Below are 24,830 nucleotides of genomic sequence, written 5' to 3' on the forward strand. Positions count from 1 at the left end.
GTATAAGAGACAGTACTCATACTTTTTACTGTATTTTGCCCACCGATGTTTTAATTCATCGCTCTCTTTAACATCTCGAAATGCTGCTTCATTTTCAGCAATAATCCACTGTGAACCTCTCTTTTCCACAGTACTTTCGAAAGCATTCTTTAAAATAGTTTTGTCCACCTGATACCATCTTAACTGGTATAAAATAAACACATCATAAAAATCTCTTGGACGAGTATTGGCAGTTCCTCTTGATAAAATTGTTTCAAGTTTTTCTGCAAGTACTGTTTCAAGATTATAAGCCATAATACTTATCTCTTTATTGTCAAATAGACAACTAAATTTATATTCTATCTCCTTTGGTGTTATTTTATCACCTGTTGTTACATCAACTGTAATCGCTGTACAGATTGGCGGGTATTCTCCAAAAAGATAAACTCTGATTCCAGGGTAGTCATCACCCTCTCTAATATCTTCTGTTCTATCCAAAATAAATTTAATATCGTCATCTATTTCTATGCTGCATATCTCCGTAAATATATCTTCAATAGAATCATGCGACAAATCAAACCCCTTAATTGTAGTATCCAAATCCATTGTTGTTCTTGTATCAAGCCCAACAATAGCTGAAATAAGGAAGCCACCTTTTAAAATAAAATTGTTTTTATATCTTGAAACGGAGATACGTTCTAACAATCTTTCCAACATATAATTCTGCATTACGAGTTGAGCACTGATATGCTTTTCTTCCGCCTGTTTTTTTATAAATGCTTTTAACTGCATTGGATTCTTCGTTTTCATAACAGCACCTCCATATAGTTTCTGATTTTCTTTTCTACTTTAAGCAATTTAGCATACTCCATGAGCCTTCGTAAATTTCTGTTTTTATCCTTTGCATATCGTTTCATTGCATTATTCACAATTTCAATATCAAAGGTCTCATTTCCTCTTACAACATCACACAAACTTTTTTCCAAATCATAAACTTTTATTTTATGTCCTGCCGGAGATTCCATAGTTATAATTCCAAGCTGGTAAATTTCTTTTACTGCATATCTCTCAAGAATAGGAATATCCCAATTCTTTTTTATATGATATCCTCTTGGAAATGTCATATTAAATGATGCCGGTGTTCTATCAGAATATCCGTGCAAAAATAAAGCTGTTTCATGAGAATAAATTCCCTTTGAATAGCGATATTGAGCAATCAACCATTCATCTTCCCATGCAGTAGGGAGCTGATAAAGACCTCTTGCAGTTTTAATCAATAGTTGCCGATTTACCATATCAGTTAATACTCTTCTCGGAATACCATTAGCAGTAATTTCACTTGAAGTTACCATTCCATTATTTTTTTCAGCCATATTTAATACTAATTCAATATTGGTCATTATTCTCACTTCCTCACCCATTCTGTACTTTTACACTACATATTATATATCATTGCAGTGCAAAAGTACAGTATTCATTTGCTTTTTAATTTCATTTAAAATTATCCTATAGCGCCGTAATAATATTAAATTTATTTGTAAGTGGACTGCCAAAGCGAGGATTGCTATATAATATTGATTCTACTTTCATTATCTCTCCTAGTGCAACGGACCTAAACGTTTGATTATATCTGTTCTCGTCATTGCCTATTAACGTATGGCTTTTTTCATCTAAATTATCCCAAGTCCATAAATATATATAATCATGTACACTATCATCAAAAGAATCCCTGTCATGAGTTCTTAACGGATCTGCAAAACCAACTTTCACAGTACCGTTTCTTAAAGTACATCTTGTCATCATTCCATTTATATGTCTTAAATTATGATTATTCAGCAGTTCTGTTCTATCCAGCTCACCGTTCAATTTATAAAACAATATCTTATTGTTCACTATAGTCACTCCTTATAGAATCAAACGCCTGCTTAATCTCTACTGCCCATTCTTTAATCATAGTATTAGTATTTCTGAACTTACTATCAGGTCTTTTACATACAACTATTTTTCTATTATCAAAATATCCTGTTGAAACTACAAATTGATTATTATTACAATTCTGTAGTCCTAATTTTTCAGAAAAAGAAGGAGCATCTTCAAAAGGATTCATACAATTCCAATCCGTTATAAATAATATTTTATCAGGCTGATTTATTTCAATTTCTTCCATCAAAATATCTATATACGTTTGCATATTGTTTTTTATGAATTGCTCATTAGGATTGCCACCCAGACTAGGGGATATTTTATATAAATTTGACCAAACAATCTTTTAATTCCATTCAGGTTCACCATTATCACAATACCATGAAAACTCTTTTGCTTCTCCATACTCCTCTAAAACATATTTTATTAATTTCCAAAACTTTGACTTGGAATAATAGTAAGTGCCATCCTCCGTATGAATTCCTCCACGAGTGGTAACATCAGCAAGAACATTCTTTTCCTCTAAAAGTCTAAATGTATCTGTAATTGCACTATCTACATCATGAATATCCTTAAAGCTTCCCCAACCATTCATTGCTCTTCCAACAAACATTAGTTTTAATTTACTTTCAACATACCATGAAATCATCTGCTTTTTTGATACAGTTTCTATTTTCCAGATCAGATCCCTACCCGAACAAGCTGATCTGCGCCGTCTCCGGCAGCCCGTCCAGAACGCCATGCTGGCGCAGCTCATCGATAGCGGATTTATTGACTTTGCCGCGGTCTGCAATATCCTCCACCGTCTCATACGGTCTTCTCGCATATTCCTCCGCAAACTGCTTTGCAGCACCTTCACCGACACCGGTGATTGCCACAAACGGCAGCAGCACCTTGCCGTCATGGGCCAGAAAACGCAGCGGATCAGAGATCCCCAGCCGCGCCGGTGCGAATTCATAGCCTCTGGCGCACATTTCATAAGCGACCTCCAGCACCGGGATCTCGTCCTCTTCCTTCTTTGCAGCGTCCTTGCCTTTACGCAGGATCTCATCCATCCTGTCTAAAATTGCATCCTTTCCCTTCAAAATGACCTTCTCATCAAAGTAAGCCACCTTGGCAGTAAAATACACCGCATAGAACGCCACCGGATGGTACACCTTGTAATACGCGATCCTGTTGGACATCATAACATAAGCCACTGCATGAGCTCTAGGGAACATGTACTGGATCTTCTTACAGGACTCGATATACCACTCCGGCACATCGTTTTCCCGCATGAGATTTTCCTGTTCTTCCGTCAGTCCTTTCCCTTTACGGACTTTTTCCATGATGGTGAACGCGTCCTTGTTCGGCACACCTTTTAGACGCAGGTAGTTCATGATATCGTCTCGCGTGGAGATGGCATCCTTCATAGTAGCAGTTCCGTTGACGATCAGCTCCTGCGCATTGCCCAGCCACACATCGGTTCCGTGAGAAAATCCGGAGATCCGCACCAGATCTGCGAAGGCCTCGGGCTTGGTATCGTCCAGCATCTGCCGGACGAACTTGGTCCCAAACTCCGGGATACCATAGCTTCCGTGTACGAACCGGTACTCCGGATCCTTGATATCCAGACCCTCGATACCGTTGAATATGCTCATCACCTTGTCATCCCGGATCGGCACATCCTGTGGATCCAGGCCTGTCATATCCTGCAGCTGCCGGATCATGGACGGCGCATCGTGCCCCAGAATATCCAGCTTCAGCAGGTTCTTATCGATAGAATGATAATCAAAATGTGTCGTGATAATGTCCGATTTCACGTCGTTGGCCGGATGCTGTACCGGACAGAACTCATAGATCTCATGACCATCCGGCACGATGATGACGCCGCCCGGATGCTGTCCCGAAGTCTTTTTGACCCCTGTACAGCAGTCCGTCAGACGATCCATTTCAGCCTTGTTGACGCTGATCTCCCGCTCTTCAAAATACCGCGCTACATAACCATAGGCGATCCTGTCCTTGACCGCACTGATGGTTCCTGCTTTATATACATTTTCCTTGCCGAAAATCTCTTCGACATACTTCTGCGCCGTACCCTGATACTCCCCGGCAAAATTCAGGTCGATATCAGGCTCCTTGTTGGCTTCAAATCCCAGGAACGTTTCAAACGGGATCGTAAACCCTTCCTTACGATACGGTGTGCCGCATTCCGGGCAGACCTTGTCCGGCATATCCACGCCGCAGTCGTAAAGCTCTTTGTCGCCCCATTCCAGGTGCTTGCAGTCAGGACACAAGTAGTGCGGCGGCAGAGGATTTACTTCGGTGATTCCAGACATGGTTGCTGCAAAGGAGGATCCTACGGATCCTCTCGATCCTACCAGGTATCCATCCGAAAGGGATTTCTTTACCAGAAGCTCCGCCGACCGGTACATTACGGCGTACCCGTTGTCGATGATGGAGTTGAGTTCCTTGTCAAGCCGCTCCCGTATCTCCTGCGGCAGCGGCGATCCGTACATGTTGGCAGCACGTTCCTCGCAGGCCTTCCGCAGATCTTCTTCTGCTCCTTCGATCTTCGGCGGGAATTTACCATCCGGCACCGGCATCATGGATTCGATTTCGTCTGCAATCTTATTGGGATTGGTGATAACGACTTCATAGGCCTTTTCCTCTCCCAGATACATGAATTCTTCCATCATTTCATCGGTCGTCCGGAAGTAGAGACCTTCATCTCCCTCAACATCTTTAAATCCCTGTCCCGCCATAATGATCCGGCGGTACAGTGCCTCTTCTGCATCAAAATAATGAGCATCGCAGGTCGCCACCACAGGCTTGCCGTACTGCTCTCCCAGCGCGATGATCTTTCGATTGATTTCCCGCAGCGCCTCCTCATCCTTGACATGCCCGCCTTCGATGAGAAATCTGTTGTTGATCAGCGGCTGGATCTCCAGATAATCGTAGAATTCCACAAGGCGTTTCAGTTCCGCTTCACTTTCCTCGTGAAGGACAGCCTGATACACCTCTCCCGCTTCACAGGCCGATCCGATGATAAGCCCTTCTCTATATTTTGTCAGCACGGATTTCGGCATCCGCGGTTTTTTATAAAAATAGTTGAGATGTGACATGGAAACCAGCCGGTACAGATTTTTCAGCCCATCCCTGTTCTTGGCAAAAACGATGACATGGTTGGTGGGACGTCCTTTGTAATTGATGGTCCCGTCCTCTGCGATGAGATCCTTATCCTCCAGCAGATACCCCTCACAGCCGTACAGGATCTTGATATCCTTGCCCGCATGCGACGCCTCCGGGAACGCCTGCACCACTCCATGGTCGGTGATGGCAACGGCCCTGTGGCCCCATTTTTCCGCGGTCTTCACCATGCGCTTGGCATCGTTCAATCCATCCATAGCACTCATCTTGGTATGAGCGTGAAGTTCGACACGTTTCTCCGGATAGGTGTCCATCCGTTCCTTTTTCTCCGCTTTTTCAATACTGTCCGCCATGATCACGGTACAGTTATCAAACCGGTCCCACTGAGCCTGGCCCTTGATCTTGACGCCGTCTCCTGCACCCAGATAATGATCTATATCGTCCCATTTCTCATTGACCACGAATGCCTTGATGCAAATACTTGTCCGCTTATCTGTCACGAACAGAGTCACCAGCTTGCTGTCGCTCTTGGTCGTACGGGAATCCTTTTTGAACAGCTCCCCTTCGATGCAGACGACACCACTCTCAGAATTGACCTGTCCGATGGATAAAAACGGACCGTACACAGCCGAGCCCATGATCACATTTCCCTTTACAGGCACATAGCTTCGCTTTCTGCGTTTGAATCCGCCCTGGCTGCCGCCAGAGCCCGAGCTGAAGCCGCCTCCGTTAGATCCTCCGGATGCCCCGGTTTCTTTTGCAAAGCCGCCTCCGCCGGCAGTGTTTCCCGCAGCTCCCGGCCGGTTTCCCTTCGTCTGTCTCTGCTTTGCAAATTCATCCATCTGTTCTTCCACCGCACGACGTTCCTTTTCTTCCACATGAAGTCCAGCCTGTTTATATACGTCCACCTGGTTCTTGAAAACAACCTTTGCATCCAGGTTCAGGTCGCGCTTCAAAAGCTTCTGAAACTCTGCGGCGGCTTCCTTGTTGAGGATCTTTACCGAAAGTTCTCCCAGTGCAAAGATAGTCAGGACTCCGTCCTCAAGGCTGCACGCTTCCTTCTCGATGGTTTTCGTCACATGAGCGAATCTGCCGTTGACGATACTGATCATGTGTCCTATGTAAAAAGGCAGAGCTTCCTCGATCGTCTGCCTTAAATCACTGTAGGAAATCAGCAGAACAACGTCCTCAATGCCCGGCAGCTGTGCCACAAGACTTCTCTTGAACAGATCCAGATCTTCTACAGGCAGCACAAAATTAAGGTCCATTTCCAGTTCCAGCACCTTGCTTTCCTGCAGGATCACAGCCCGTTTCACTTCAGATTTCAATTCTTCTTTTGTGTGATTTCCCAGTTTCGAAAAATCAATGGAATTCTCCAGTATTTTTATCATATTCTCCTGCCAGTTTTATAATCTCATCTGCAATCTTTTCTTCCGGTACAGTCTTTAAGATCTCACCACCGGAAAAAATCACGCCTTTTCCCTTGCCGCATGCTACGCCGAGATCTGCGCCTCTTGCCTCTCCCGGTCCGTTGACGGCACAGCCCATAACAGCGATCTTGATACCGCAAACGCCTTTTTCCGTCACTTCATGGATCCTGCGTTCTATGCTTTCTGCGATCTTTTCCAGATCCACTTCTGTCCGGCCGCATGTTGGACAGGAAACGATTTCGATTGCATCCTTTCTGATGCCTAAAGCCGCCAGCAGTTCCTTTGCAAAGAGCACTTCTTCTACCGGATCCGCCGTCAGAGAAATACGCATGGTGTCTCCGATATCCTCCAGCAGCAAAGCACCTACGCCTGCCGCCGATTTTATCTTGCCCCGTGACGGCGTTCCTGCCTCAGTCACGCCGATGTGAAGCGGGTAGTCCGATCTGTCATTTACGATCTTATATGCTTCATAATTCATTTTGACGTCAGATGATTTCAGAGAAATCACGATATCATCAAAGTCATATTTTTCAAGAAGGGCAACATTTCTGAGAGCACTTTCTGCAAGGCCCTCTGCTGTGACCTTGCCGTACTTCTGCAGAATGTCTTTTTCCAGGGAGCCGGAATTGACTCCAACACGAATAGGGATGCGGTATTCTTTTGCCAGATCCACCACTTCCTTTACCTTGTCTTGCGAGCCGATATTTCCCGGATTGATGCGGATCTTATCCATGCCGGCACGGATCGCTTCCAGTGCCAGCCGGTGATCAAAGTGTATATCTGCTACAAGCGGCAGATCCGTCTGCTTTCGGATATCATACAGTGCTCTTGCTGCCTCCATATCCGGCACCGCCATCCGCACGATCTGACAGCCTGCTTCCTCAAGACGCCGAATCTGCTCCATCGTTGCCTTGACGTCAGCCGTCGGCGTATTGGTCATAGACTGTATAGAAACAGGAGCTCCGCCTCCGATTTTCACATTTCTGCACAGAACAGCTTTTTTTTCACTCATATGATTTCACCTCATCTTAGAAATTCAGATTATTTAAGAAAAAATCGGTACGACAAATCGCACGATATCGTTCCATGTCACATAGACCATCAGCAATAACAGCAGCATGATCCCTACAAAATGGACCTTTCCTTCCATCTCATCGGTCATCCGTTTGCCTGTGAACTTACGGATCACCAGGAACAGGAGTCTGCCTCCGTCCAGTGCCGGAAGTGGAAGCAGGTTCATGATCGCCAGGTTCAGACTCAGCAGCGCCGACAGATAGATCACATATATGACCCCGGCCTTCGCCGAATCATTTACGGCATAAACGATCCCCACCGGCCCGGAAAGCTCTTTCACAGAAACCTCACCTGTCACCAGTTTTTTAAGGATATCGTACATCATAACGGTCATTTTCCCGGTGTTCTTCACACCGTTGACCGTTCCTTCTGCCAGACTGTGTTTGAAAACAGGTGAAACGCCCACCTTGTTTCGCTGTGCCTGCTCATCGTATTCCACGCGGGACTGTATCGTCATTTTTTTGCCATCACGATCCAGTTCAAAGGAGACCGTATCGTTTTTTGTTTGACCGACCACAGTCAGAAGATCGTTCCATTCATCGATCTTCTTTCCGTCTATCCCCAGGATCTCATCCCCTTTCTGAAGCCCTGCTTCATAGGCCGGTGATCCATCTATAACCTTGTTGATCGTAGTCGTAGGCTGTCCTGCCCAGGTTGCAATGACAACAAGAAGCAGCATAGCGGTCAGCAGGTTCATAAAAGGTCCTGCCGCAAGTACACATGCTCTCTGCCAGGCAGGCTTATTATTAAAAGCCCGTTCATCTTCCGAGTCTTCATCTTCCCCTTCCATGGCACAGAAACCGCCGATAGGAAAAATTCGCAGGGAATACTGTGTTTCCCCTTTCTGCTTTTTGAAAAAAGCCGGCCCCATGCCTATCGCAAATTCGTTGACCTTGACGCCGCAGGCTTTTGCAGCGATAAAATGTCCGAATTCATGGACGAATATCAACAGGCAAAATATAAGGATGGCGTAAATTATCGTCATATGGTTCCTCCGTTATATGGTCTTCTCAACCAGTTTTCTCACGTCTTCTCTTCCCCTCATATCCTCTTCCAGTATTGTTTCAAGATCCAGGTTTCTCTTCGTCTGATGGGCCTCCATCATCTGTATCAGGAAATTCTGGATGTCGATAAAACGGATCTTTCCGTGGAGGAACAGATCCACTAAAACTTCATTGGCACCGTTGAGCACCACGGGACAGCTTCCGCCCTCTCTGCATGCTTCGTAAGCCAGATCTATCGTTTTGAATACACTGCGGTCCGCCGGATAAAAAGACATGCCTTCTTTAAGGGAGAATAGATCCAGCGGCTGCGTCACATCTGAAAGATCCATCCGCTCAGGATAAGAAAAGGCATAGGCGATCGGGATCCGCATATCCGGGTTTCCCATCTGTCCGATAACCGAGGAGTCCATGTATTCCACTGCGGAATGAAGGATACTCTGCGGATGAACCACCACCTGGATCTTTTCCAGCGGCACATCGAACAGCCATCTGGCCTCGATGACTTCCAGACCTTTATTCATCATGGTAGCAGAATCTATGGTGATCTTGCTCCCCATAGACCAGTTAGGATGGTTTAATGCCTGCTCCAGGCTCACCTGCTCCAGCTGCTCAAGACTGTATCCTCTAAACGGCCCTCCGGATGCTGTCAGCAGGATCCTGCGTATCTCGTTATCCTGATTTCCCTGCAGACTCTGGAAAATAGCACTGTGCTCACTGTCTACCGGCAGCATGGCAACACCGTGCTTTTTCACAGCATCCATAACAAGCTGCCCTCCGGCAACCAGAGTTTCTTTGTTTGCAAAGGCAATGTCCTTGCCGCTTTCGATCGCGGCCATAGTTGGCTCAAGCCCTTTCATACCCATGAGCGAATTAAGCACCATATCGCAGCTTTCCATGGACGCAATAGTCTTTAGCCCTTCGGCGCCCCAGAAAACCTCCAGATCCTTATACTTATCAGCAAGCTCCTTTGCATCCGTCTCGTCCCTTACCGCGACAGCCTCCGGCGAAAACTCCTCGATCTGTCTGCAAAGCAAAGGAAGGCTCTTCGCACAGGAAAGAGCCGTCACCTTAAATTTATCTTGATTGTGTGCGATCACATCCAGCGCCTGCGTTCCGATAGAACCGGTGCTTCCGAGAATCGAAATCTTTTTCATATCCATCAACCTCTATGGCATGTAGCCGATGACCAGTACAATATAATAATATACCATCGGGCCTGTAAATAATACACTGTCGAATCTGTCCAGAATCCCGCCATGGCCCGGGATCAGATGGCCATAGTCCTTGATTCCCATCTTTCTCTTGAAGATAGACGCGGTCAGATCACCGAACTGTGAAACGATTCCGCCCAGCACACCGATCACCAGACAGTGGATCAGCAGATCAGGCAGGAAGAACCAGCCGAAAAGTCCGCTTAAAATCACACTGCCCAGCACACCGCCGACAGAACCTTCTATGGTTTTCTTCGGGCTGATATGCGGACAAAGTTTATGTTTTCCCAGCAGATATCCGGAAAAATATGCCATGATATCCGTTCCAAACGCCGTTATCACTATGAGCCACAGCATCAGTCCGTAAGGACCGGCCTGATCCACCAGCGTCACATGGAATGAGAAAAACACCACATAAAAAATACCTGTGATGGTCGCCATGGCATCTTCCAGCTTCCGATGTTCGATGTTGAACAGGTACAACATGCTCACCAGCACAACGCCAAAGAACCACAGCATATACCACTCTGATTTTTCTCCAAATATATTGATGATATACAGTGCTGCCGCTGCTGCTACCGCGATCCCGTAATTCGGTTTTACTCCCATCGCATGGAATCCGTTGTAAAACTCCCGGACGCCCATGATCCCGATGAGAAAACATGCAGCGGTCAGTACGTAACCGCCAAAATACAGGATAGCCAGAAGCGGTATCATTACAAGTCCTGAAATAACTCTTGTTTTCATCCTTTATCTTCCTCCAAAACGTCTGTCTCTGCTCTGATATTCTTCGATTGCTTTCTCATATTCCTCCGGAGTAAAATCCGGCCAGAGGGCATCGGCAAACACCAGCTCACTGTATGCGCTCTGCCACAGCAGGAAATTCGAAAGCCGTTCCTCTCCGCTGGTGCGGATGATCAGCTCCGGATCCGGGGAATCTGCATGAGAACTTCCCGTGAACAGTTCTGCACCGATCATGTCTTCTGTGATCTCCTCCGGCTGCAAAGCGCCTTGTGCTACTTTCTCTGCCAGTGTCTGAACGCTGCGACGGATCTCGTCTCTGCCGCCGTAATTCAATGCAATGTTGAACTGCAACCCTGTATTGTTCTTCGTTTCCTCCAGTGTCTTTTCCAGACTCTTTACCGCATCTTTCGGCAGTGTGGAGTAGTCTCCCAGCACCTGCACCTTGACGTTGTTTTCGATCAACCCCTTCAGATCGCTGTTCACATAAGTCACCAGCAGCTTGAAGATCCCTGACACTTCTGCCAGAGAACGCTTCCAGTTTTCTGTGGAAAAGGCATAGACCGTCAGATATCTGATTCCCAGTTTATCTGAATGATCTACGATTTTTTTCATAGCCTTCATGCCGGCATTATGTCCTGCCAGTCGCGGAAGACCTCGGTTTTTAGCCCATCTGCCGTTGCCGTCCATGATAATGGCAACATGTCTGGGCATTCTCTCTTGATCGAGCATAGTATATCCTCACTCATACACGCATGCCGCTGACAAGCAGCGGCAACCTTCGATTTTCTAAATTTATACTTCCAGGATTTCCTGTTCCTTTTCTTCTACGATCTTATCGATATCTTTTATGGTCTTATCGATCAGCTTCTGGATATCATCCAGCGTACCCTTAGCGTCATCCTCTGTGAAGTCACCCGCTTTTTCCATTTTCTTGACCTTGTCATTAGCGTCTCTTCTCAGGTTTCTGACAGCGACTTTAGTATCTTCGCCCATCTTCTTTACGACCTTGGTGAGTTCCTTTCTTCTCTCTTCCGTTACCTGCGGGATCTGCAGACGGATCACTTTCCCGTCGTTTACCGGATTGATCCCGATGTTAGCTGCATTGATCGCATGTTCGATTTCCGGGATGCTCTTCGGATCGAACGGTGAGATCATGAGAGTCCGCGGATCCGGAACCGAAATATTGGAAAGTGCTTTCAGCGGTGTCGGTGATCCGTAATAGTCAACTGTCACCTTGTCTACCAGTGCTGCATTGGCACGTCCGGCTCTTACTGTTCCCAGCTCTTCCCTTAATACGTTTAAGCTTTTTTCTGTTTTTTCTTTCAGTATGTTAATATCAAAACCACTCATTTTCCTACCTCCAGGATTATCTTACGATCGTACCGATTTTTTCGCCGCATACGGCTTTCATTACATTACCTTCTTCAGCCAGTGCAAATACGTGGATCGCAATGTCATTGTCTCTGCACAGAGATGCTGCTGTAGAATCCATCACCTTCAGATCCCGCTCCAGGACTTCCTTGTGAGTCAGGGATTCATAGCGTACTGCGTTCGGATTGGTTTCCGGATCATCAGAATATACCGCATCCACTTTTTTGGCCAGTAAAATCACTTCTGCGTCGATCTCAGCTGCACGCAGAGCCGCTGTCGTATCTGTAGAGAAGAACGGATTGCCGGTTCCTGCTCCGAAAATGACGACTTTACCATGATCCAGATGGCTGATCGCCTTTCTTCTTACATACGGTTCTGCCACCTCACGCATTTCGATAGCGGTCTGCACTCTTGTCGGAAGGCCTTCTGCCTCAAATGCATCCTGCAGTGCCATAGCATTCATCACCGTTGCCAGCATTCCCATGTAGTCTGCTGTTGCACGATCCATGCTCTTGCTGGTTCTTCCTCTCCAGAAGTTTCCGCCACCGACTACAACGGCGACCTGCACTCCCATTTCTGAGATTTCCTTTACCTGCAGAGCGACCTTCTTCAGCATCTCTTCATTGATGCCGAAATGATCTTCCCCAGCCAGGGCTTCTCCGCTTATCTTCAAAAGTACGCGCTTATATTTTGCCTCCATAACAAAACTCCTTTATCTACTTTTCAATTCTTGGCATTTATTATAACACAAGATACTCGCATATGCTATAATGAAGACGAAATTAGTATGTATCTGAACGGAGGCTTTCTTATGTATCATTTGCCGGATTTTCTTTATGAGATCAACCTTTTATCCGTTTCCCTGCGGCTGACCCTTGCCCTGCTCTTCGGGGGCATCATCGGTCTGGAACGAGGATCCAACCGGCATCCGGCCGGATTCCGGACCCATATCCTCGTCTGCGTAGGCGCTGCACTGGCCATGATGACCAACCAGTTTATCCTGCAGCAGTTCGATACAGGCGATCCCGCCCGTCTGGGCGCACAGGTCATCACCGGAGTCGGTTTTCTTGGTGTGGGTACGATATTAGTGACCGGACGTCATAAAATCAAGGGGCTGACCACAGCAGCCGGGCTTTGGGCTTCTGCCTGCCTGGGTCTTGCCATCGGAATCGGGTTTTATTCCGGCGCTCTCGTGGCTGCTCTGATCATCTTCATCAGTCTGACCATGCTGCCGCGCATGGAAAATTATTTCTACCAGAGATCCCGTGTACTGGAGGTGTATCTGGAAGCCGAAAGCCTGGAGCATTACAAAGAAGTCACACACTATATCAAATCCCTTGGAGCAGCTTTCATGGAATCTCATATCATCCAGACCTCACCGGTGACAAACGGTTCCATCGCCATCAATCTTTCCGTGATGCTTCCTAAAGAAATAAGCCGCCAGGAAGCCCTGGCGGCTATCGAGTCCATGGATGGAATTTTCCTTGTCGAGGAGATCTGATTCGGATCTATTTCATCCGTTCCTGCTTGATCTTGTGGTCGATCACATGGCGCTTGGCCAGTTCTGCTGTCACATCCTGCAGCGTGATCCCCTGCTCCACCATCATCACCATCAGATGGTATGCCAGATCGGCCACTTCATAAATCGTTTCTTCCTTGTCATTCTTTGCTCCGGCAATGATGACTTCGGTGGATTCTTCTCCTACTTTTTTCAGGATCTTATCCATTCCCTTTTCAAAGAGATATGTCGTATAACTTCCTTCTTTTGGCTGAGTCTTTCTTCCTTCGATCATCTCATACAGGCCTTTATAAGAAAACGGCGTCTCTTCCGGATTGACATATTCCATATTGTGAAAACAGCTCTCTGCTCCCGTATGACATGCCGGACCATTCTTTATGACCTCGATTACCAGCGCATCGTTATCGCAGTCGGAAACAATGCTGACTACTTTTTGTTTATTGCCGCTTGTTTCTCCCTTTCTCCAAAGTTCCTGCCGGCTTCTGCTGTAGAAACAGGTATATCCTTCCTTCACGGTGATTTCCAGAGATTCACGGTTCATATATGCCACCGTTAAAACTTCCTTCGTAAAATAATCCTGTACCACTGCAGGCACTAATCCTTTTTCATCAAATCTTATTTTTTCAAAATCCATTGCCTTGCCTCCTGCTTCTAAAGACGTACTTCCACGCCCTGATCCCTGAGATATTTCTTCAGATCTTCGATCCTGATCTCTTTATAGTGAAAAATGCTGGCAGCCAGCCCTGCATCTATCCCTTCATGAGAAAACAGCTCCGAAAAATCTTCCATCTTACCGGCACCTCCTGATGCGATGATCGGCACATTGACACGAGCCGCGATAGCATCTAAAAGTTCCAGGTCAAAACCACCCTTGACTCCATCAGTATCGATGCTGTTTACTACCAGCTCTCCCGCACCGCTGTTAACGCCGTCGACTGCCCACTGAAGCGCATCGATCCCCGTGTTTTCCCGGCCACCTTTGGCAAACAGACGGAACACGCCGTCGACTCTCTTGATATCCATGCTCAGCACCACGCACTGATCGCCGTATTTCTTTGCAGCCTGTCCGATGATATCCGGATTGCGGATGGCACCGCTGTTGACGCTGACTTTATCTGCACCACATTTCAGTACCCGGTCAAAGTCTTCTAAGGTATTGATCCCGCCTCCTACCGTCAGCGGGATAAAAATCTCCGAGGCCACCTTTCGCAGGATATCCGTAAACAGACCCCGTTCCTCAACACTGGCTGTGATGTCGTAGAACACCAGCTCATCAGCACCTTCCCGATTGTAGAACTTCGCCATTTCCACAGGATCCGACACATCCTGGATCCCTTCAAAATTCTTTCCTTTTACTACTCGTCCGTTCCTCACATCAAGGCACGGAATGATACGTTTTGTAATCATGATCTACCTTCCTAACGAACTAACTTATCCATCCGGCTAACGAGCCAGCTCCACAGCACGCGAAAGATCAAGCGCTCCGCTGTAAACAGCCTTGCCTAAGATCGCCGCCGCAACAATATCTTTAAGTTCCGTGATTTCCCGCTCAAAACTGATCCCGCCGGACGCAGTCACTTCCAGTCCTTCGATCTGCTGCAGCTTCCGGTAAGCATCCATATTCGTACCTTCCAGACCGCCGTCCCGTGAGATATCCGTATAGATCACAGTCTTCACACCCATATCTCTCAGGTCCCTGCAGAAGGAGAAGCTTTCCTGAGCGGTGATCTCTTTCCAGCCGTTGATAGCCACATAACCGTCTCTGGCATCCACGCCGACCGCTATCTTTTCTCCATATTTCCCAACCATTTCTTTTAAGAATTCCGGTTCCTTGACAGCGATGGTGCCCAGGATCACACGACCTACGCCAAGATCCAGATACTGACAGATCCGTTTTTCGTCGCGAATGCCGCCACCGACTTCCACGAACAGATCCACTTCTTCCACGATACGCCGGATCGTTTCAAAATTCACCAGCTGCCCGTCCTTTGCACCATCCAGATCCACAAGATGCAGATAAGATGCGCCTTTCTCCTTGAAGCTGCGGGCCACATCCACAGGATCCTCGCTATATACCGTCATCTGGTCGTAATCGCCCTGATACAGACGAACGGCCTTGCCGTCTCTCAGATCGATCGCAGGAAAAATCTTCATAATAATCTATACCTCCATAAATGCTTTCAGCATCTTCAAACCGGCTTCACCGCTCTTTTCCGGGTGAAACTGAGTCCCATACACCTTGCCGCTGCGCACCGCACCCGTGATGGTCACGCCATACTCCGATGTCGCTATGGTGCTTTCTTCGCAGTCCGTCCCATAAAAGCTATGGACATAGTACACATAGTCTCCCGGCTTATTATAGCGAAACAGAGGCTCATCTTTCTCAAACTGCAGAGAATTCCAGCCGATATGCGGGACTTTCAGTCCAGCGATCCCGGCCTTTTTCAGATCTTCATCAATAGATGCGATCTTCCCCTTGATGAGCCCAAGACCCTTGTGCACGCCGTATTCATGACTTTCGTCAAACAAAAGCTGCATACCCAGGCAGATCCCCAGAAGCGGCTTGCCGTCTGCCGTCTGCTCTAAAATAGTCTCCACAAGACCCGTCTGATCCAGCTTCTCCTTAGCATCGGCGAATGCTCCCACGCCCGGCAGTATGATCCTGTCCGCAGCCTCTATCTCTTCTTTTTCACCTGTCACCTTGACGTCCGCCCCCAGATATTTGAGAGAAGCAGTAAGGGAAAACAGGTTTCCTACTCCGTAATCGATCACAGCAATCATCTATAACACTCCTTTTGTAGATGGGATCTCGTCCGCATATTCCTCTTCGATGGCGCACGCCTGACGCAGCGATCTGCCCAGGCTCTTAAAGATCCCCTCAATGATGTGATGGGTGTTTTCTCCTGCCAGCATCCTGATATGCACTGTCAGTCCCATTTCTCTCGCCAGTGCCAGCACGAACTCTTTCACCAGCTCCGTATCAAAATCTCCAACTTTCTGAGCAGGTATCTCCACATCGAAGTTTACGCTGCTTCTGCCTCCTATATCCACTGCCGTCAGGATCAGAGCCTCGTCCATCGGCAGCAGCATGCTCCCATAGCGATAAATGCCCTTTTTATCACCCAGAGCTTCCCGAAAGGCACGCCCCAGTGCGATCCCGATGTCTTCCACCGTGTGATGGTAGTCCACATCAGTATCGCCCTTACAATCTATGGCGATATCGAATCTTCCATGGCGAGTGAACAACTCCATCATGTGATTGAAAAAACCGCATCCAGTATCGATTTCATAGGCACCGGTGCCATCCACTTCCAGTGCCAGTATGATCTGGGTTTCCTTGGTGTCTCGAACGATCTTCTTTCTACGCATCCTGTCGTTCCTCCTCTAATATTTCCTTCGTAGCCTCCACCAGCGCATCCATAGCCTCCGGCGTCCCAATGGTGATCCGTACATACTCACAGATTTTAGGATCCTTGAAATGGCGCACGATGATCTGACGTTCTCTCAATTTTTCAAAATATGTCTGCCCTGCCATATCCGGGTGAGTTGCAAAGACAAAGTTGGCTTTCGACGGGAGCACGGTAAATCCCAGTGCCTCCATCTGTGCCACGAAGGTCTCTCGTGTCTTTATGATCCACGTTCTCGTATCGTTAAAGTACTCCACATCTTTCAGTGCTTCTGTTCCCGCCAGGATAGACAGGCGATTGAGATTATACGGGTTGAAACTGAACTTGATCCGATTGAGATCTTCGATGATCTCCTTATTGGAAATGGCAAGCCCTACACGTGCTCCCGCAAGACTTCTCGACTTGGAAAGAGTCTGCACCACAAGCAAATTATCGTACTTGTCCAGCAGCGACACAGCACTCTCTGCGCCGAAATCCACATACGCTTCGTCGATCACCACCAGCTGCTCCGGATTGTGCTGTAAGATCTCTTCAATGTCAGCAAGAGCCAGGGCGATCCCTGTCGGAGCATTGGGGTTGGTGATTATGATCGTCCCGTCTACGCCGTAATAATCCGACGGATCGATGGAAAAATCCTCTTTCAAAGGAACTTTCACGGCTTCTGCTCCGAACACGCTGCAGTATACCGGATAGAAGCTGTAGCTGATCTCCGGGAAATAGAACCTTCCCGATTTCTGCTGAAATGCCATGAACAGGAAAGCAAGCACCTCGTCGGAGCCATTTCCCGCCATGACCATATCACGACCCACGCCATAGAATCCTGCAGCGGCTTCTATCAGCGGTGCTGCTTCCGGATCTGAGTAAAGTCGCAGCTTTTCGATTTCTTCATTGTTGATCGCCAGCATCACCTCCGGCGCCGGATCGTATGGATTCTCGTTGGTATTCAGCTTGATCAGCTTCTTCATATTCTTCGGCTGTTCTCCCGGCGTATATGGCTCCAGGTCTTCATATTTATTGCTTAAAAATCTGCTCATTTGATCTGCTCCCTTAATTTCGTCATCATATCGCTGATGATGGCATTTTCAAATTTAAAACTCGTTTTATTTGCGATGAACCGCGCACTGATATTGCGGAATTCTTCGATCACTTTCAAATGGTTTTCCCGCAGCGTGCTCCCGGTCTCCACGATATCCACGATCACATCCGTCAGCCCTAGAAGCGGCGCCAGTTCGATGCTCCCGTTCAGTTTGATGATGTCAATTTCCCGGTTTCGTCCCGCATAAAATTCTTTTGTGATGTTCACGTATTTCGTCGCGACCCGCAGCGTCCTGTTCTTGTCTTCCACATAGCCTTCCGGCGCCGCTACAGCCATCCTGCATTTACCAATGTTGAGATCCAGCAGCTCGTACACATCCGAACCCTGCTCCAGCAGGATATCCTTTCCAACGATACCTACATCTGCAGCGTGATGCTCCACATAGATCGCCACATCGCTGGGCTTTACCAGAAGATAGCGAACATTTTTCTCCGGACTTTCAAATACCAGCTTCCGGTTCTGCTCGTAATAGCCCGGGCAATCGTAACCAGCCGCCGCCAGCATATCATATACTTTATCTCCCAGCCGCCCCTTGGGGAGTGCTATATTCAACATTTATTTCGCCTCCATTTCCGGCCTGCCGTCTCGCAGCACATATTTTTCACGGTATCTCAACTCCGTATCTTCACTGGTCTGCGCACTTACCGACATTCCTTTTTCCTGCAAAGCGCACACCGCCATAAATACGTCGGTCATCTCATCTTTTTCGCTGTACAGCAGCACTGCATCCACATCATATCTCTGCGGATCCTGCGTGCCTTTCGTCAACTCGTCCAGGTAAATAGCGAATCCCACCGCACCTCCGGCCTTTCCCAGGATCTTCATAGCCTTGTCATACTGTCCGCCTGCCAGTACGCATCCTGGCAGTTTGCGGATATAGCCGCGAAAAATAACGCCATTGTAATAATCGATATCGTTGACCAGGGACAGATCCAGCTGGATCTTATCTCCATAGCCCAGGTTTTTCAGCGCTTCACAATATGCCTGCAGATCCTCTGCATCCCGCCTCATTTCATCGTTTTGCGCCATTTCCTTCGCTCTGTTCAGGGTTTCATCCATAGTGCCGTACAAGAATGGAATGCTGCAAAGAAGCTCGCTCTGTGCTTCTGTCAGTCCCGCACGTTTCGCGCTCTCCTGGATGCCGGTCTGATTCTTCTGACGGATACCGGAAAGCAGTTCCACGTAGGAACTTTCACTTAAATCCATGCCCGCAAGCAGATGAAGTACATAATCCATATTGGAGATCTCCAGAAGGTAATCCTCATCGATCTCATTCAGGGATCTTGCCGCCAGAGTGATCACCTCCAGGATACTGTAGCGATCTACGTTTCCCAGGTATTCCAGGCCCATCTGATTGATTTCTTTAAAGCAGTGGCTCTCTTTGTTTTCCCGATAGACGTTCTCAATATAATAAAGCTTCTCTCTAGTCTCTTCCGTTGCGCTGGTATTGTTGATAACGCTCAAGGTTACGTCCGGCTTCATGGCCAGCAGACGGCCGTCCAGATCGGTGAAGGTCAGGACTTTATCGCCCGCCAGGAAGTCCCGGTTGTTGACGTACAGAGAATATTCCTCAAATTTTCCCATCTTGTATTTCTGATAACCGTATTCCTCGTAAAGCCCCCGCAGCTGCAGAGTTGCTTTCTCGTCCGGTTTTAAGTTGTATTCCATAAAATTTCTCCCGTTTTGATTTGAGCGTCGCTGCTCTTTATCACTTTATCGCATTAAACCGATAACTTCTTACAGTGTTTTATTATACACTCTGCCTTTATCGTTGTAAAGTGTTTTCCGCAATTTTTCGGTTGATGACAGATGCCAGATACGCTGCCCCATAACCATTATCGATATTCACCACGCCGATGCCGTTGGCACAGCTGTTGAGCATGGAAAGCAAAGTCGTGATACCACCCAGGTTCGCACCGTATCCCACGCTGGTAGGCACCGCGATCACCGGCAGATCCACAAGACCACCTACCACGCTGGCAAGAGCGCCTTCCATCCCCGCCACAACAATAGCCACGTTACAGCTTCGGATGATGTCCAGCTTGCTGAACACACGATGGATACCTGCTACGCCTACATCATAGACACGATGGACTTCATTTCCCAGAAGTTCCGCTGTTACTGCAGCTTCCTCCGCAATTGGAATATCCGCTGTTCCGGCGCTTACCACCGCTACGGTTTTCTGCCTGCGCAGCTTTGCAGCATCCTCATCCTCTTTCCCCGAAAGTCCGCTGCCTGCCGCCAGGATCTTTGCATCTTTATAATATATAGCTTCGGGGAGATCTTTACGTACAGCCTCCGCCTTTTCTGCCTCTAACCGCGTCGCCATGATGGTTCCGCCCTTGCTCAGCAGTTCCGTCATGATGGCACTGATTTGTGCCGCCGACTTGCCCTGTCCGAAGATCGCCTCCGGAAAGCCTGTCCGCAGTGCCCGGTGATGATCTACATTGGCGAATCCCATCTCATGATACGGGATGTCCTTTAGAGCTTTCAGTGCGTCGTCCACGCTTCGATCCCCGGTTTTGACCTTTTCCAACAGTTCCTTGATCTCGTTTTCCTGCATCTTGCCAAATCCTTTCTGCCCCTTATAATAAAATTTGTTCTTCGCTGACGATGGCGTCCGGTCTGATATCATGCTCTTCCGCCGGCAGGTCGTCTACGATCTGCAGATCGTGACAGACTGCCATAGTGCGGCACTGTGGATGCTCCGACAGATACCTGTCATAATATCCTCCGCCGTATCCGATCCTGTCGTGACTCTTAGAAAAAACAGCTCCCGGCATCACCACCAGTGTGGCTTCTCCCGGCTCTAAGACTTCGCCGGCTTCCGGTTCTAAAATACCATAAGCACCTTCTTCAAGCCGGCTTTCCGGCCCGAAAAAATGAAACTCCATCTGCTTGCCATCGACTTTCGGCAGCCATACTCGCTTACCATCTTCCCAGGCGGCTTTTCGCAGGATTTCCAGATCCACTTCGTTACGGATCGGCATATAAAGACAAAGATCTTCCGCTTCCTCATACATGTTCAAAGCCTGTATCATATGGCAGATCTCTGCGGATGCTTCCGCTACCATTTCTGCTTCCAGTGCTTCCCTGCGTTTCAAGATCTCTTTTCGAAGTTCTTTCTTTGTTTTCCCTGTATTTTCGTTCATTTTACCACCTCACACTACTCCTATATTATCAGAATTTCGTCTACTTTACAATCCGAACAAAATGTGATACCATAGCAATGTTAAATACAATTGTGTTATAGAAAACTATCAGAAAGGTGGAATTCCAAGTGAAAAGAATCAAGACTTTAGTATCACGTGATCTTGAAAAGTCCGCTAAGACAGGTGGATGCGGCGAATGCCAGACTTCCTGCCAGTCCGCAAGCAAGACTTCCTGCAGCGTTGCTAACCAGCAGTGCGAAAAGTGCAAGAACTAGTTCGATAAGATCGAGCGTGTAACACAGACTATAATTGCTGCATTCCAGCGCGGATGCAGCTATTTTCTTATTATGCAGGAATATCATCGTAATCATATCAGAAAGGACATTCTACATGGTTCATCAATATAAATTAAACGGCTATAACATCGTTCTAGACTCCGAAAGCGGCTGTGTCCACACTGTCGATGACGTCGCCTACGATGTGATCGAGCTGTATCAAAACACACCGCGGGAAGAGATCGTGGATATCATCACAAAGCGCCACAGCGTTACGGCAGAGGACGTCGAGGAGACGCTTTCCGATATCGACACACTAAAAGACGAGCATCAGCTGTTCACCCGCGACCTCTTTGCAGGGCAGGCGGAATTGTTCAAGGAACGTCAGTCGGTCGTAAAAGCCATCTGCCTCCACGTAGCCCATGCCTGCAATATGACCTGCGGCTACTGCTTTGCAGGAGAGGGAGAATACCACGGAGAAAAGGCTCTTATGAGCTACGAAACCGGCAAGCGTGCGCTGGACTGGCTCATCGAAAACTCCGGCACCCGGCGCAATCTGGAAGTGGATTTCTTCGGCGGCGAACCGCTGCTCAACTTCGACGTTGTGAAAAAACTGGTGGCCTATGGGCGCAGCAGAGAAAAAGAATGTAACAAGAATTTCCGGTTCACGCTGACCACCAACGGCATGCTGCTCAATGACGAGGTCATCGAGTTTGCCAATAAGGAAATGAGCAATGTGGTCATCAGTCTGGACGGCAGGAAATCAGTCAACGACAACATGAGAAAGACCCACGAGGGCGGCGGCACTTACGATGCGATCCTGCCGGCCTTCCGCAAACTGGCGGAATCCAGAAACCAGCAGAATTACTATGTACGCGGTACATATACTCACTATAACACGGATTTTGCCAGCGACATCATACACATGGCGGATCTGGGCTTTAAGGAACTTTCCATCGAACCGGTAGTCGCTCCGCCGGAAGCACCGTATGCACTGCAGGAATCAGATATCCCGAAGCTCCTGTCCGAATACGAACGACTGGCAACGGAAATGCTGGAACGAAAACGGGAAGGCAAGGGACGCGACTTCACTTTCTATCACTACATGATCGACCTGACCGGCGGACCATGCATCGTCAAACGGATCTCCGGCTGCGGCGTGGGGACGGAATACGTTGCGGTGACCCCGTCCGGAGACCTGTACCCGTGCCATCAGTTCGTCGGTGAAAAGGACTTCCTGCTGGGCAACATCTACGACGGTATCACCAACTCATCCGTCTGCGATCAGTTCAAGTGCTGCAATGTCTACTCCCACGAGGAATGTGCCGACTGCTTCGCCAAGCTGTACTGCAGCGGCGGCTGCGCGGCCAACGCCCATCACACCACAGGCTCCATCACCGGAGTCTACGACCTGGGCTGCCAGCTCCACAAAAAACGGATCGAATGCGCCATCATGCTGAAAGTGGCGGAGATGTGCGAAGATCTATAAATACGTTCTGACCTCAGGAAAATCGAAAGGGATCTTCATAAAAAAAGAGACTATTGCCTTAGCTGTAACAGCCAAGTCCAATAGTCTCTTTATTTTTCATCTGATCTGACTCTAAGTCAAACTGTCAAATACTAGTTCTGAGCAGCCTTGTACTTCGTCAGTGCGTCGATCAGCTTCGGAATGATCACCTTAACGTCTCCTACGATACCCAGATCGGATACATCGAAGATCGCTGCTGTGTCATTCTTGTTGATGGAGATAACGCATTCGGAGTTTTCCATACCTGCGATGTGCTGGATTGCTCCGGAGATTCCGCATGCCAGATACAGGTCAGGTCTTACAGTCTTACCAGTCTGTCCTACCTGTCTGTCCTTAGCGATCCATCCTGCATCAACGTTTGCTCTGGAGGAGGAGATTTCTCCGCCCAGCAGATCTGCTACCTTCTGCAGTTCCTTGTAGTAATCTGCGGAACCGATTCCTCTACCGCCGGATACCAGAACCTTAGCGTCTGTGATATCAACAGCCTTCTTCGTTTCCTTGATTACTTCCTTGATGGTTACGTTCATATCTTCTGGTGTGAATTCTACCTTGAAGTCTTCTACTTCACCCTGCTTTCCTGGCTGAGCCTCAGCAAGCTTCATTACTCCAGGTCTTACAGTTGCCATCTGCGGTCTGTAATCTGCGCAACGAATAGTTGCCATTACGTTTCCGCCGAATGCAGGTCTTGTCATCTTCAGTGTCTTGTCGTCCATGCCCAGCTTCTTAGCGATCGCATCTGTATCAGCTGTAGAAGTTGCGTGCAGGAACTCGAAGTATTTTTCCATGTCGATGTCCAGGTGAGTACAGTCAGCTGTCAGTCCTGTGTGGATTCTTGCTGCTACTCTTGGTGCCAGGTCTCTACCGATGGAAGAAGCTCCGAACAGTACGATGTTCGGGTCATATTCCTTGATCAGTGCAGTCAGAGCCTTCGTATACGGTTCTGTTACGTATTCTGCCAGCATCGGATCTTCGATCACGATTACCTTGTCTGCACCAGCTTCGATCATTTCCTGTGCCTTGCCCTTGATTCCATCTCCCATCAGAACTCCAACTACTTTTTCACCGAGATCTGCTGCGAGCTTTGTTGCTTCGCCTAAAAGCTCCAGAGTGACTTTAGCGATTTCTCCGTCTCTCTGTTCTGCTACTACATATAAATCTTTGCTCATTGTTCTTGGCTCCTCCCTTTCTTAAATGATGTGCTTTTCTTCCATCTTAGCGATGATTGCAGCTACTGCTTCATCCGGTGTAACGTCCAGCTTTTCGCCAGCGCCCTTCGCCATTTTACCGAAGGAAGTTACTACCTTTGTCGGGGAACCGTTCAGTCCGATGTGATCCGGATTCAGTCCATCCTTTAAGTCGTCAAAGCCCCATACAGTGATGTCTTTTGCGTAAGCGTCGATGATTCCGCCTGCGTGCATGTATCTTGGCTCTGCCAGTTCCTGCAGTGCAGTCAGCAGGCAAGGAGTCTTGGCTTCGATCATGTGATATCTGTCTTCATACTGTCTCTTTACTGTTACAGTGTCAGCTGCATCGTTGATGTCCAGTTCTTCTGTGTAAGAGATCTGTGGGATTCCCAGGTTTTCTGCGATCTGCGGTCCAACCTGTGCTGTATCTCCATCGATAGCCTGACGGCCAGTGATTACGATGTCGTATCCGATCTTCTTCAGTGCAGTGGAGATGATGATCGCTGTTGCGCAAGTATCGGATCCACCGAATTCTCTTGCGGACAGCAGGTATGCTTCGTCACATCCCATTGCCAGTGCTTCTCTCAGTGCTACGTCAGCCTGTGGAGGTCCCATACATACTACTGTAACAGTTCCGCCTACTTTTTCTTTTAACTGCAGCGCTGCTTCGATACCGGATTTATCGTCATGGTTGATGATGCTTGGTACACCATCTCTGATCAGTCTGTTGGTTTTAGGATCCAGCTTTACTTCGTTTGTGTCCGGAACCTGCTTTATGCATACTACTATTTTCATCTGTCTTTT

Annotated in this window: 28 protein-coding genes; 3 read left to right on the forward strand and 25 right to left on the reverse strand. The window is 47.8% G+C overall.

All coding sequences use genetic code 11. The features are described from left to right. The 13 genes from H8876_RS08000 to pyrH all read right to left on the reverse strand — a co-directional run. On the reverse strand, positions 1-789 hold a 789-nt coding region (locus H8876_RS08000; RefSeq protein WP_249287307.1), incomplete at its 3' end, for a nucleotidyl transferase AbiEii/AbiGii toxin family protein. After that, positions 786-1,379, reverse strand: a complete 594-nt coding sequence (locus tag H8876_RS08005; protein WP_249287308.1) for a type IV toxin-antitoxin system AbiEi family antitoxin domain-containing protein — start codon at positions 1,377-1,379, stop codon at positions 786-788. The genes H8876_RS08000 and H8876_RS08005, both read right to left, overlap by 4 nt. A 106-nt stretch (positions 1,380-1,485) precedes the next feature. Further along, positions 1,486-1,872 carry a hypothetical protein gene (locus tag H8876_RS08010; RefSeq protein ID WP_249287309.1) on the reverse strand — a complete coding sequence of 129 codons (387 nt, stop codon included), beginning with the start codon at positions 1,870-1,872 and terminating at the stop codon, positions 1,486-1,488. After that, positions 1,862-2,146, reverse strand: a complete 285-nt coding sequence (locus tag H8876_RS08015) for a hypothetical protein (RefSeq protein ID WP_249287310.1) — start codon at positions 2,144-2,146, stop codon at positions 1,862-1,864. Before H8876_RS08015 ends, H8876_RS08010 begins: the two co-directional genes overlap by 11 nt. Before the next feature lie 102 nt (positions 2,147-2,248). Further along, positions 2,249-2,644, reverse strand: a complete 396-nt coding sequence (locus H8876_RS08020) for a hypothetical protein (RefSeq protein ID WP_249287311.1) — start codon at positions 2,642-2,644, stop codon at positions 2,249-2,251. Beyond that, on the reverse strand, positions 2,592-6,422 hold the full coding sequence (locus H8876_RS08025; RefSeq protein WP_249287312.1) for a PolC-type DNA polymerase III: 3,831 nt from the start codon (positions 6,420-6,422) through the stop codon (positions 2,592-2,594). The genes H8876_RS08020 and H8876_RS08025 overlap by 53 nt, the downstream gene beginning before the upstream one ends. Next, a complete protein-coding gene (gene ispG / locus H8876_RS08030) occupies positions 6,394-7,473 on the reverse strand; it encodes a flavodoxin-dependent (E)-4-hydroxy-3-methylbut-2-enyl-diphosphate synthase (RefSeq protein ID WP_249287313.1) in 1,080 nt (359 codons plus the stop codon). The genes H8876_RS08025 and ispG overlap by 29 nt, the downstream gene beginning before the upstream one ends. 33 nt (positions 7,474-7,506) lie before the next feature. Then, the gene (gene rseP, locus H8876_RS08035) at positions 7,507-8,520 is read right to left on the reverse strand and encodes an RIP metalloprotease RseP (protein WP_249287314.1); all 1,014 of its coding nucleotides are present in this window, start codon (positions 8,518-8,520) and stop codon (positions 7,507-7,509) included. 12 nt (positions 8,521-8,532) lie between these two features. Further along, positions 8,533-9,693, reverse strand: a complete 1,161-nt coding sequence (gene dxr / locus H8876_RS08040) for a 1-deoxy-D-xylulose-5-phosphate reductoisomerase (RefSeq protein WP_249287315.1) — start codon at positions 9,691-9,693, stop codon at positions 8,533-8,535. Positions 9,694-9,705: 12 nt separating this feature from the next. Continuing rightward, a complete protein-coding gene (locus tag H8876_RS08045) occupies positions 9,706-10,497 on the reverse strand; it encodes a phosphatidate cytidylyltransferase (RefSeq protein WP_177264922.1) in 792 nt (263 codons plus the stop codon). Between the two features lie 3 nt (positions 10,498-10,500). Next, positions 10,501-11,223, reverse strand: a complete 723-nt coding sequence (locus tag H8876_RS08050; protein ID WP_177264923.1) for an isoprenyl transferase — start codon at positions 11,221-11,223, stop codon at positions 10,501-10,503. A gap of 63 nt (positions 11,224-11,286) precedes the next feature. After that, positions 11,287-11,844 carry a ribosome recycling factor gene (frr, locus tag H8876_RS08055; protein ID WP_249287316.1) on the reverse strand — a complete coding sequence of 186 codons (558 nt, stop codon included), beginning with the start codon at positions 11,842-11,844 and terminating at the stop codon, positions 11,287-11,289. Between the two features lie 16 nt (positions 11,845-11,860). Continuing rightward, positions 11,861-12,565 carry a UMP kinase gene (gene pyrH, locus H8876_RS08060; RefSeq protein ID WP_249287317.1) on the reverse strand — a complete coding sequence of 235 codons (705 nt, stop codon included), beginning with the start codon at positions 12,563-12,565 and terminating at the stop codon, positions 11,861-11,863. 111 nt (positions 12,566-12,676) lie between these two features. On the opposite strand from pyrH, the gene H8876_RS08065 reads away from it, so the two are divergent. Further along, complete coding sequence (locus H8876_RS08065; RefSeq protein WP_249287318.1) at positions 12,677-13,366, forward strand: MgtC/SapB family protein; 690 nt, start codon at positions 12,677-12,679, stop codon at positions 13,364-13,366. Positions 13,367-13,373: 7 nt separating this feature from the next. Here the strand turns inward: H8876_RS08065 and hisIE are convergent, their stop codons facing one another. The 10 genes from hisIE to H8876_RS08115 form a co-directional block, all read right to left on the reverse strand. Further along, a complete protein-coding gene (gene hisIE, locus H8876_RS08070) occupies positions 13,374-14,018 on the reverse strand; it encodes a bifunctional phosphoribosyl-AMP cyclohydrolase/phosphoribosyl-ATP diphosphatase HisIE (protein ID WP_177265035.1) in 645 nt (214 codons plus the stop codon). Positions 14,019-14,035: 17 nt separating this feature from the next. Continuing rightward, positions 14,036-14,791: an imidazole glycerol phosphate synthase subunit HisF gene (gene hisF / locus H8876_RS08075; RefSeq protein ID WP_249287319.1), complete on the reverse strand. Its 756-nt coding sequence runs from the start codon at positions 14,789-14,791 to the stop codon at positions 14,036-14,038. Between the two features lie 36 nt (positions 14,792-14,827). Next, positions 14,828-15,538, reverse strand: a complete 711-nt coding sequence (gene hisA, locus H8876_RS08080; RefSeq protein WP_249287320.1) for a 1-(5-phosphoribosyl)-5-[(5-phosphoribosylamino)methylideneamino]imidazole-4-carboxamide isomerase — start codon at positions 15,536-15,538, stop codon at positions 14,828-14,830. A 6-nt stretch (positions 15,539-15,544) separates the two neighbouring features. Beyond that, positions 15,545-16,165: an imidazole glycerol phosphate synthase subunit HisH gene (gene hisH, locus H8876_RS08085; RefSeq protein ID WP_249287321.1), complete on the reverse strand. Its 621-nt coding sequence runs from the start codon at positions 16,163-16,165 to the stop codon at positions 15,545-15,547. Further along, positions 16,166-16,753 carry an imidazoleglycerol-phosphate dehydratase HisB gene (hisB, locus tag H8876_RS08090; protein WP_249287322.1) on the reverse strand — a complete coding sequence of 196 codons (588 nt, stop codon included), beginning with the start codon at positions 16,751-16,753 and terminating at the stop codon, positions 16,166-16,168. Then, positions 16,746-17,825: a histidinol-phosphate transaminase gene (hisC, locus tag H8876_RS08095; RefSeq protein WP_249287323.1), complete on the reverse strand. Its 1,080-nt coding sequence runs from the start codon at positions 17,823-17,825 to the stop codon at positions 16,746-16,748. The genes hisB and hisC overlap by 8 nt, the downstream gene beginning before the upstream one ends. After that, entirely contained in the window at positions 17,822-18,442 is a 621-nt protein-coding gene (gene hisG / locus H8876_RS08100) for an ATP phosphoribosyltransferase (RefSeq protein WP_249287324.1), read from the reverse strand. The genes hisC and hisG overlap by 4 nt, the downstream gene beginning before the upstream one ends. Next, complete coding sequence (locus tag H8876_RS08105) at positions 18,443-19,555, reverse strand: ATP phosphoribosyltransferase regulatory subunit (protein ID WP_249287325.1); 1,113 nt, start codon at positions 19,553-19,555, stop codon at positions 18,443-18,445. A gap of 97 nt (positions 19,556-19,652) precedes the next feature. Beyond that, positions 19,653-20,522, reverse strand: coding sequence for a nickel pincer cofactor biosynthesis protein LarB (larB, locus tag H8876_RS08110; protein WP_465250741.1), 870 nt, complete (start codon positions 20,520-20,522; stop codon positions 19,653-19,655). Continuing rightward, positions 20,473-21,039 (reverse strand): 5-formyltetrahydrofolate cyclo-ligase, encoded by a 567-nt coding sequence (locus H8876_RS08115; RefSeq protein WP_249287326.1) that lies wholly within the window; start codon positions 21,037-21,039, stop codon positions 20,473-20,475. The genes larB and H8876_RS08115 overlap by 50 nt, the downstream gene beginning before the upstream one ends. Positions 21,040-21,167: 128 nt before the next feature. On the opposite strand from H8876_RS08115, the gene scfA reads away from it, so the two are divergent. Next, positions 21,168-21,314 (forward strand): six-cysteine ranthipeptide SCIFF, encoded by a 147-nt coding sequence (scfA, locus tag H8876_RS08120; RefSeq protein WP_147594111.1) that lies wholly within the window; start codon positions 21,168-21,170, stop codon positions 21,312-21,314. Between the two features lie 115 nt (positions 21,315-21,429). After that, the gene (gene scfB, locus H8876_RS08125; RefSeq protein ID WP_249287327.1) at positions 21,430-22,803 is read left to right on the forward strand and encodes a thioether cross-link-forming SCIFF peptide maturase; all 1,374 of its coding nucleotides are present in this window, start codon (positions 21,430-21,432) and stop codon (positions 22,801-22,803) included. A 131-nt stretch (positions 22,804-22,934) separates the two neighbouring features. Here scfB and H8876_RS08130 read toward each other — a convergent pair whose 3' ends face one another. Beyond that, positions 22,935-24,008: an electron transfer flavoprotein subunit alpha/FixB family protein gene (locus tag H8876_RS08130; protein WP_177265421.1), complete on the reverse strand. Its 1,074-nt coding sequence runs from the start codon at positions 24,006-24,008 to the stop codon at positions 22,935-22,937. A gap of 21 nt (positions 24,009-24,029) precedes the next feature. Next, a complete protein-coding gene (locus H8876_RS08135) occupies positions 24,030-24,821 on the reverse strand; it encodes an electron transfer flavoprotein subunit beta/FixA family protein (RefSeq protein ID WP_177265420.1) in 792 nt (263 codons plus the stop codon). Positions 24,822-24,830: the final 9 nt, after the last annotated feature.

The sequence above is a fragment of the Lentihominibacter faecis genome, assembly GCF_014306095.1.
GTDB lineage: Bacteria > Bacillota > Clostridia > Peptostreptococcales > Anaerovoracaceae > Lentihominibacter > Lentihominibacter faecis.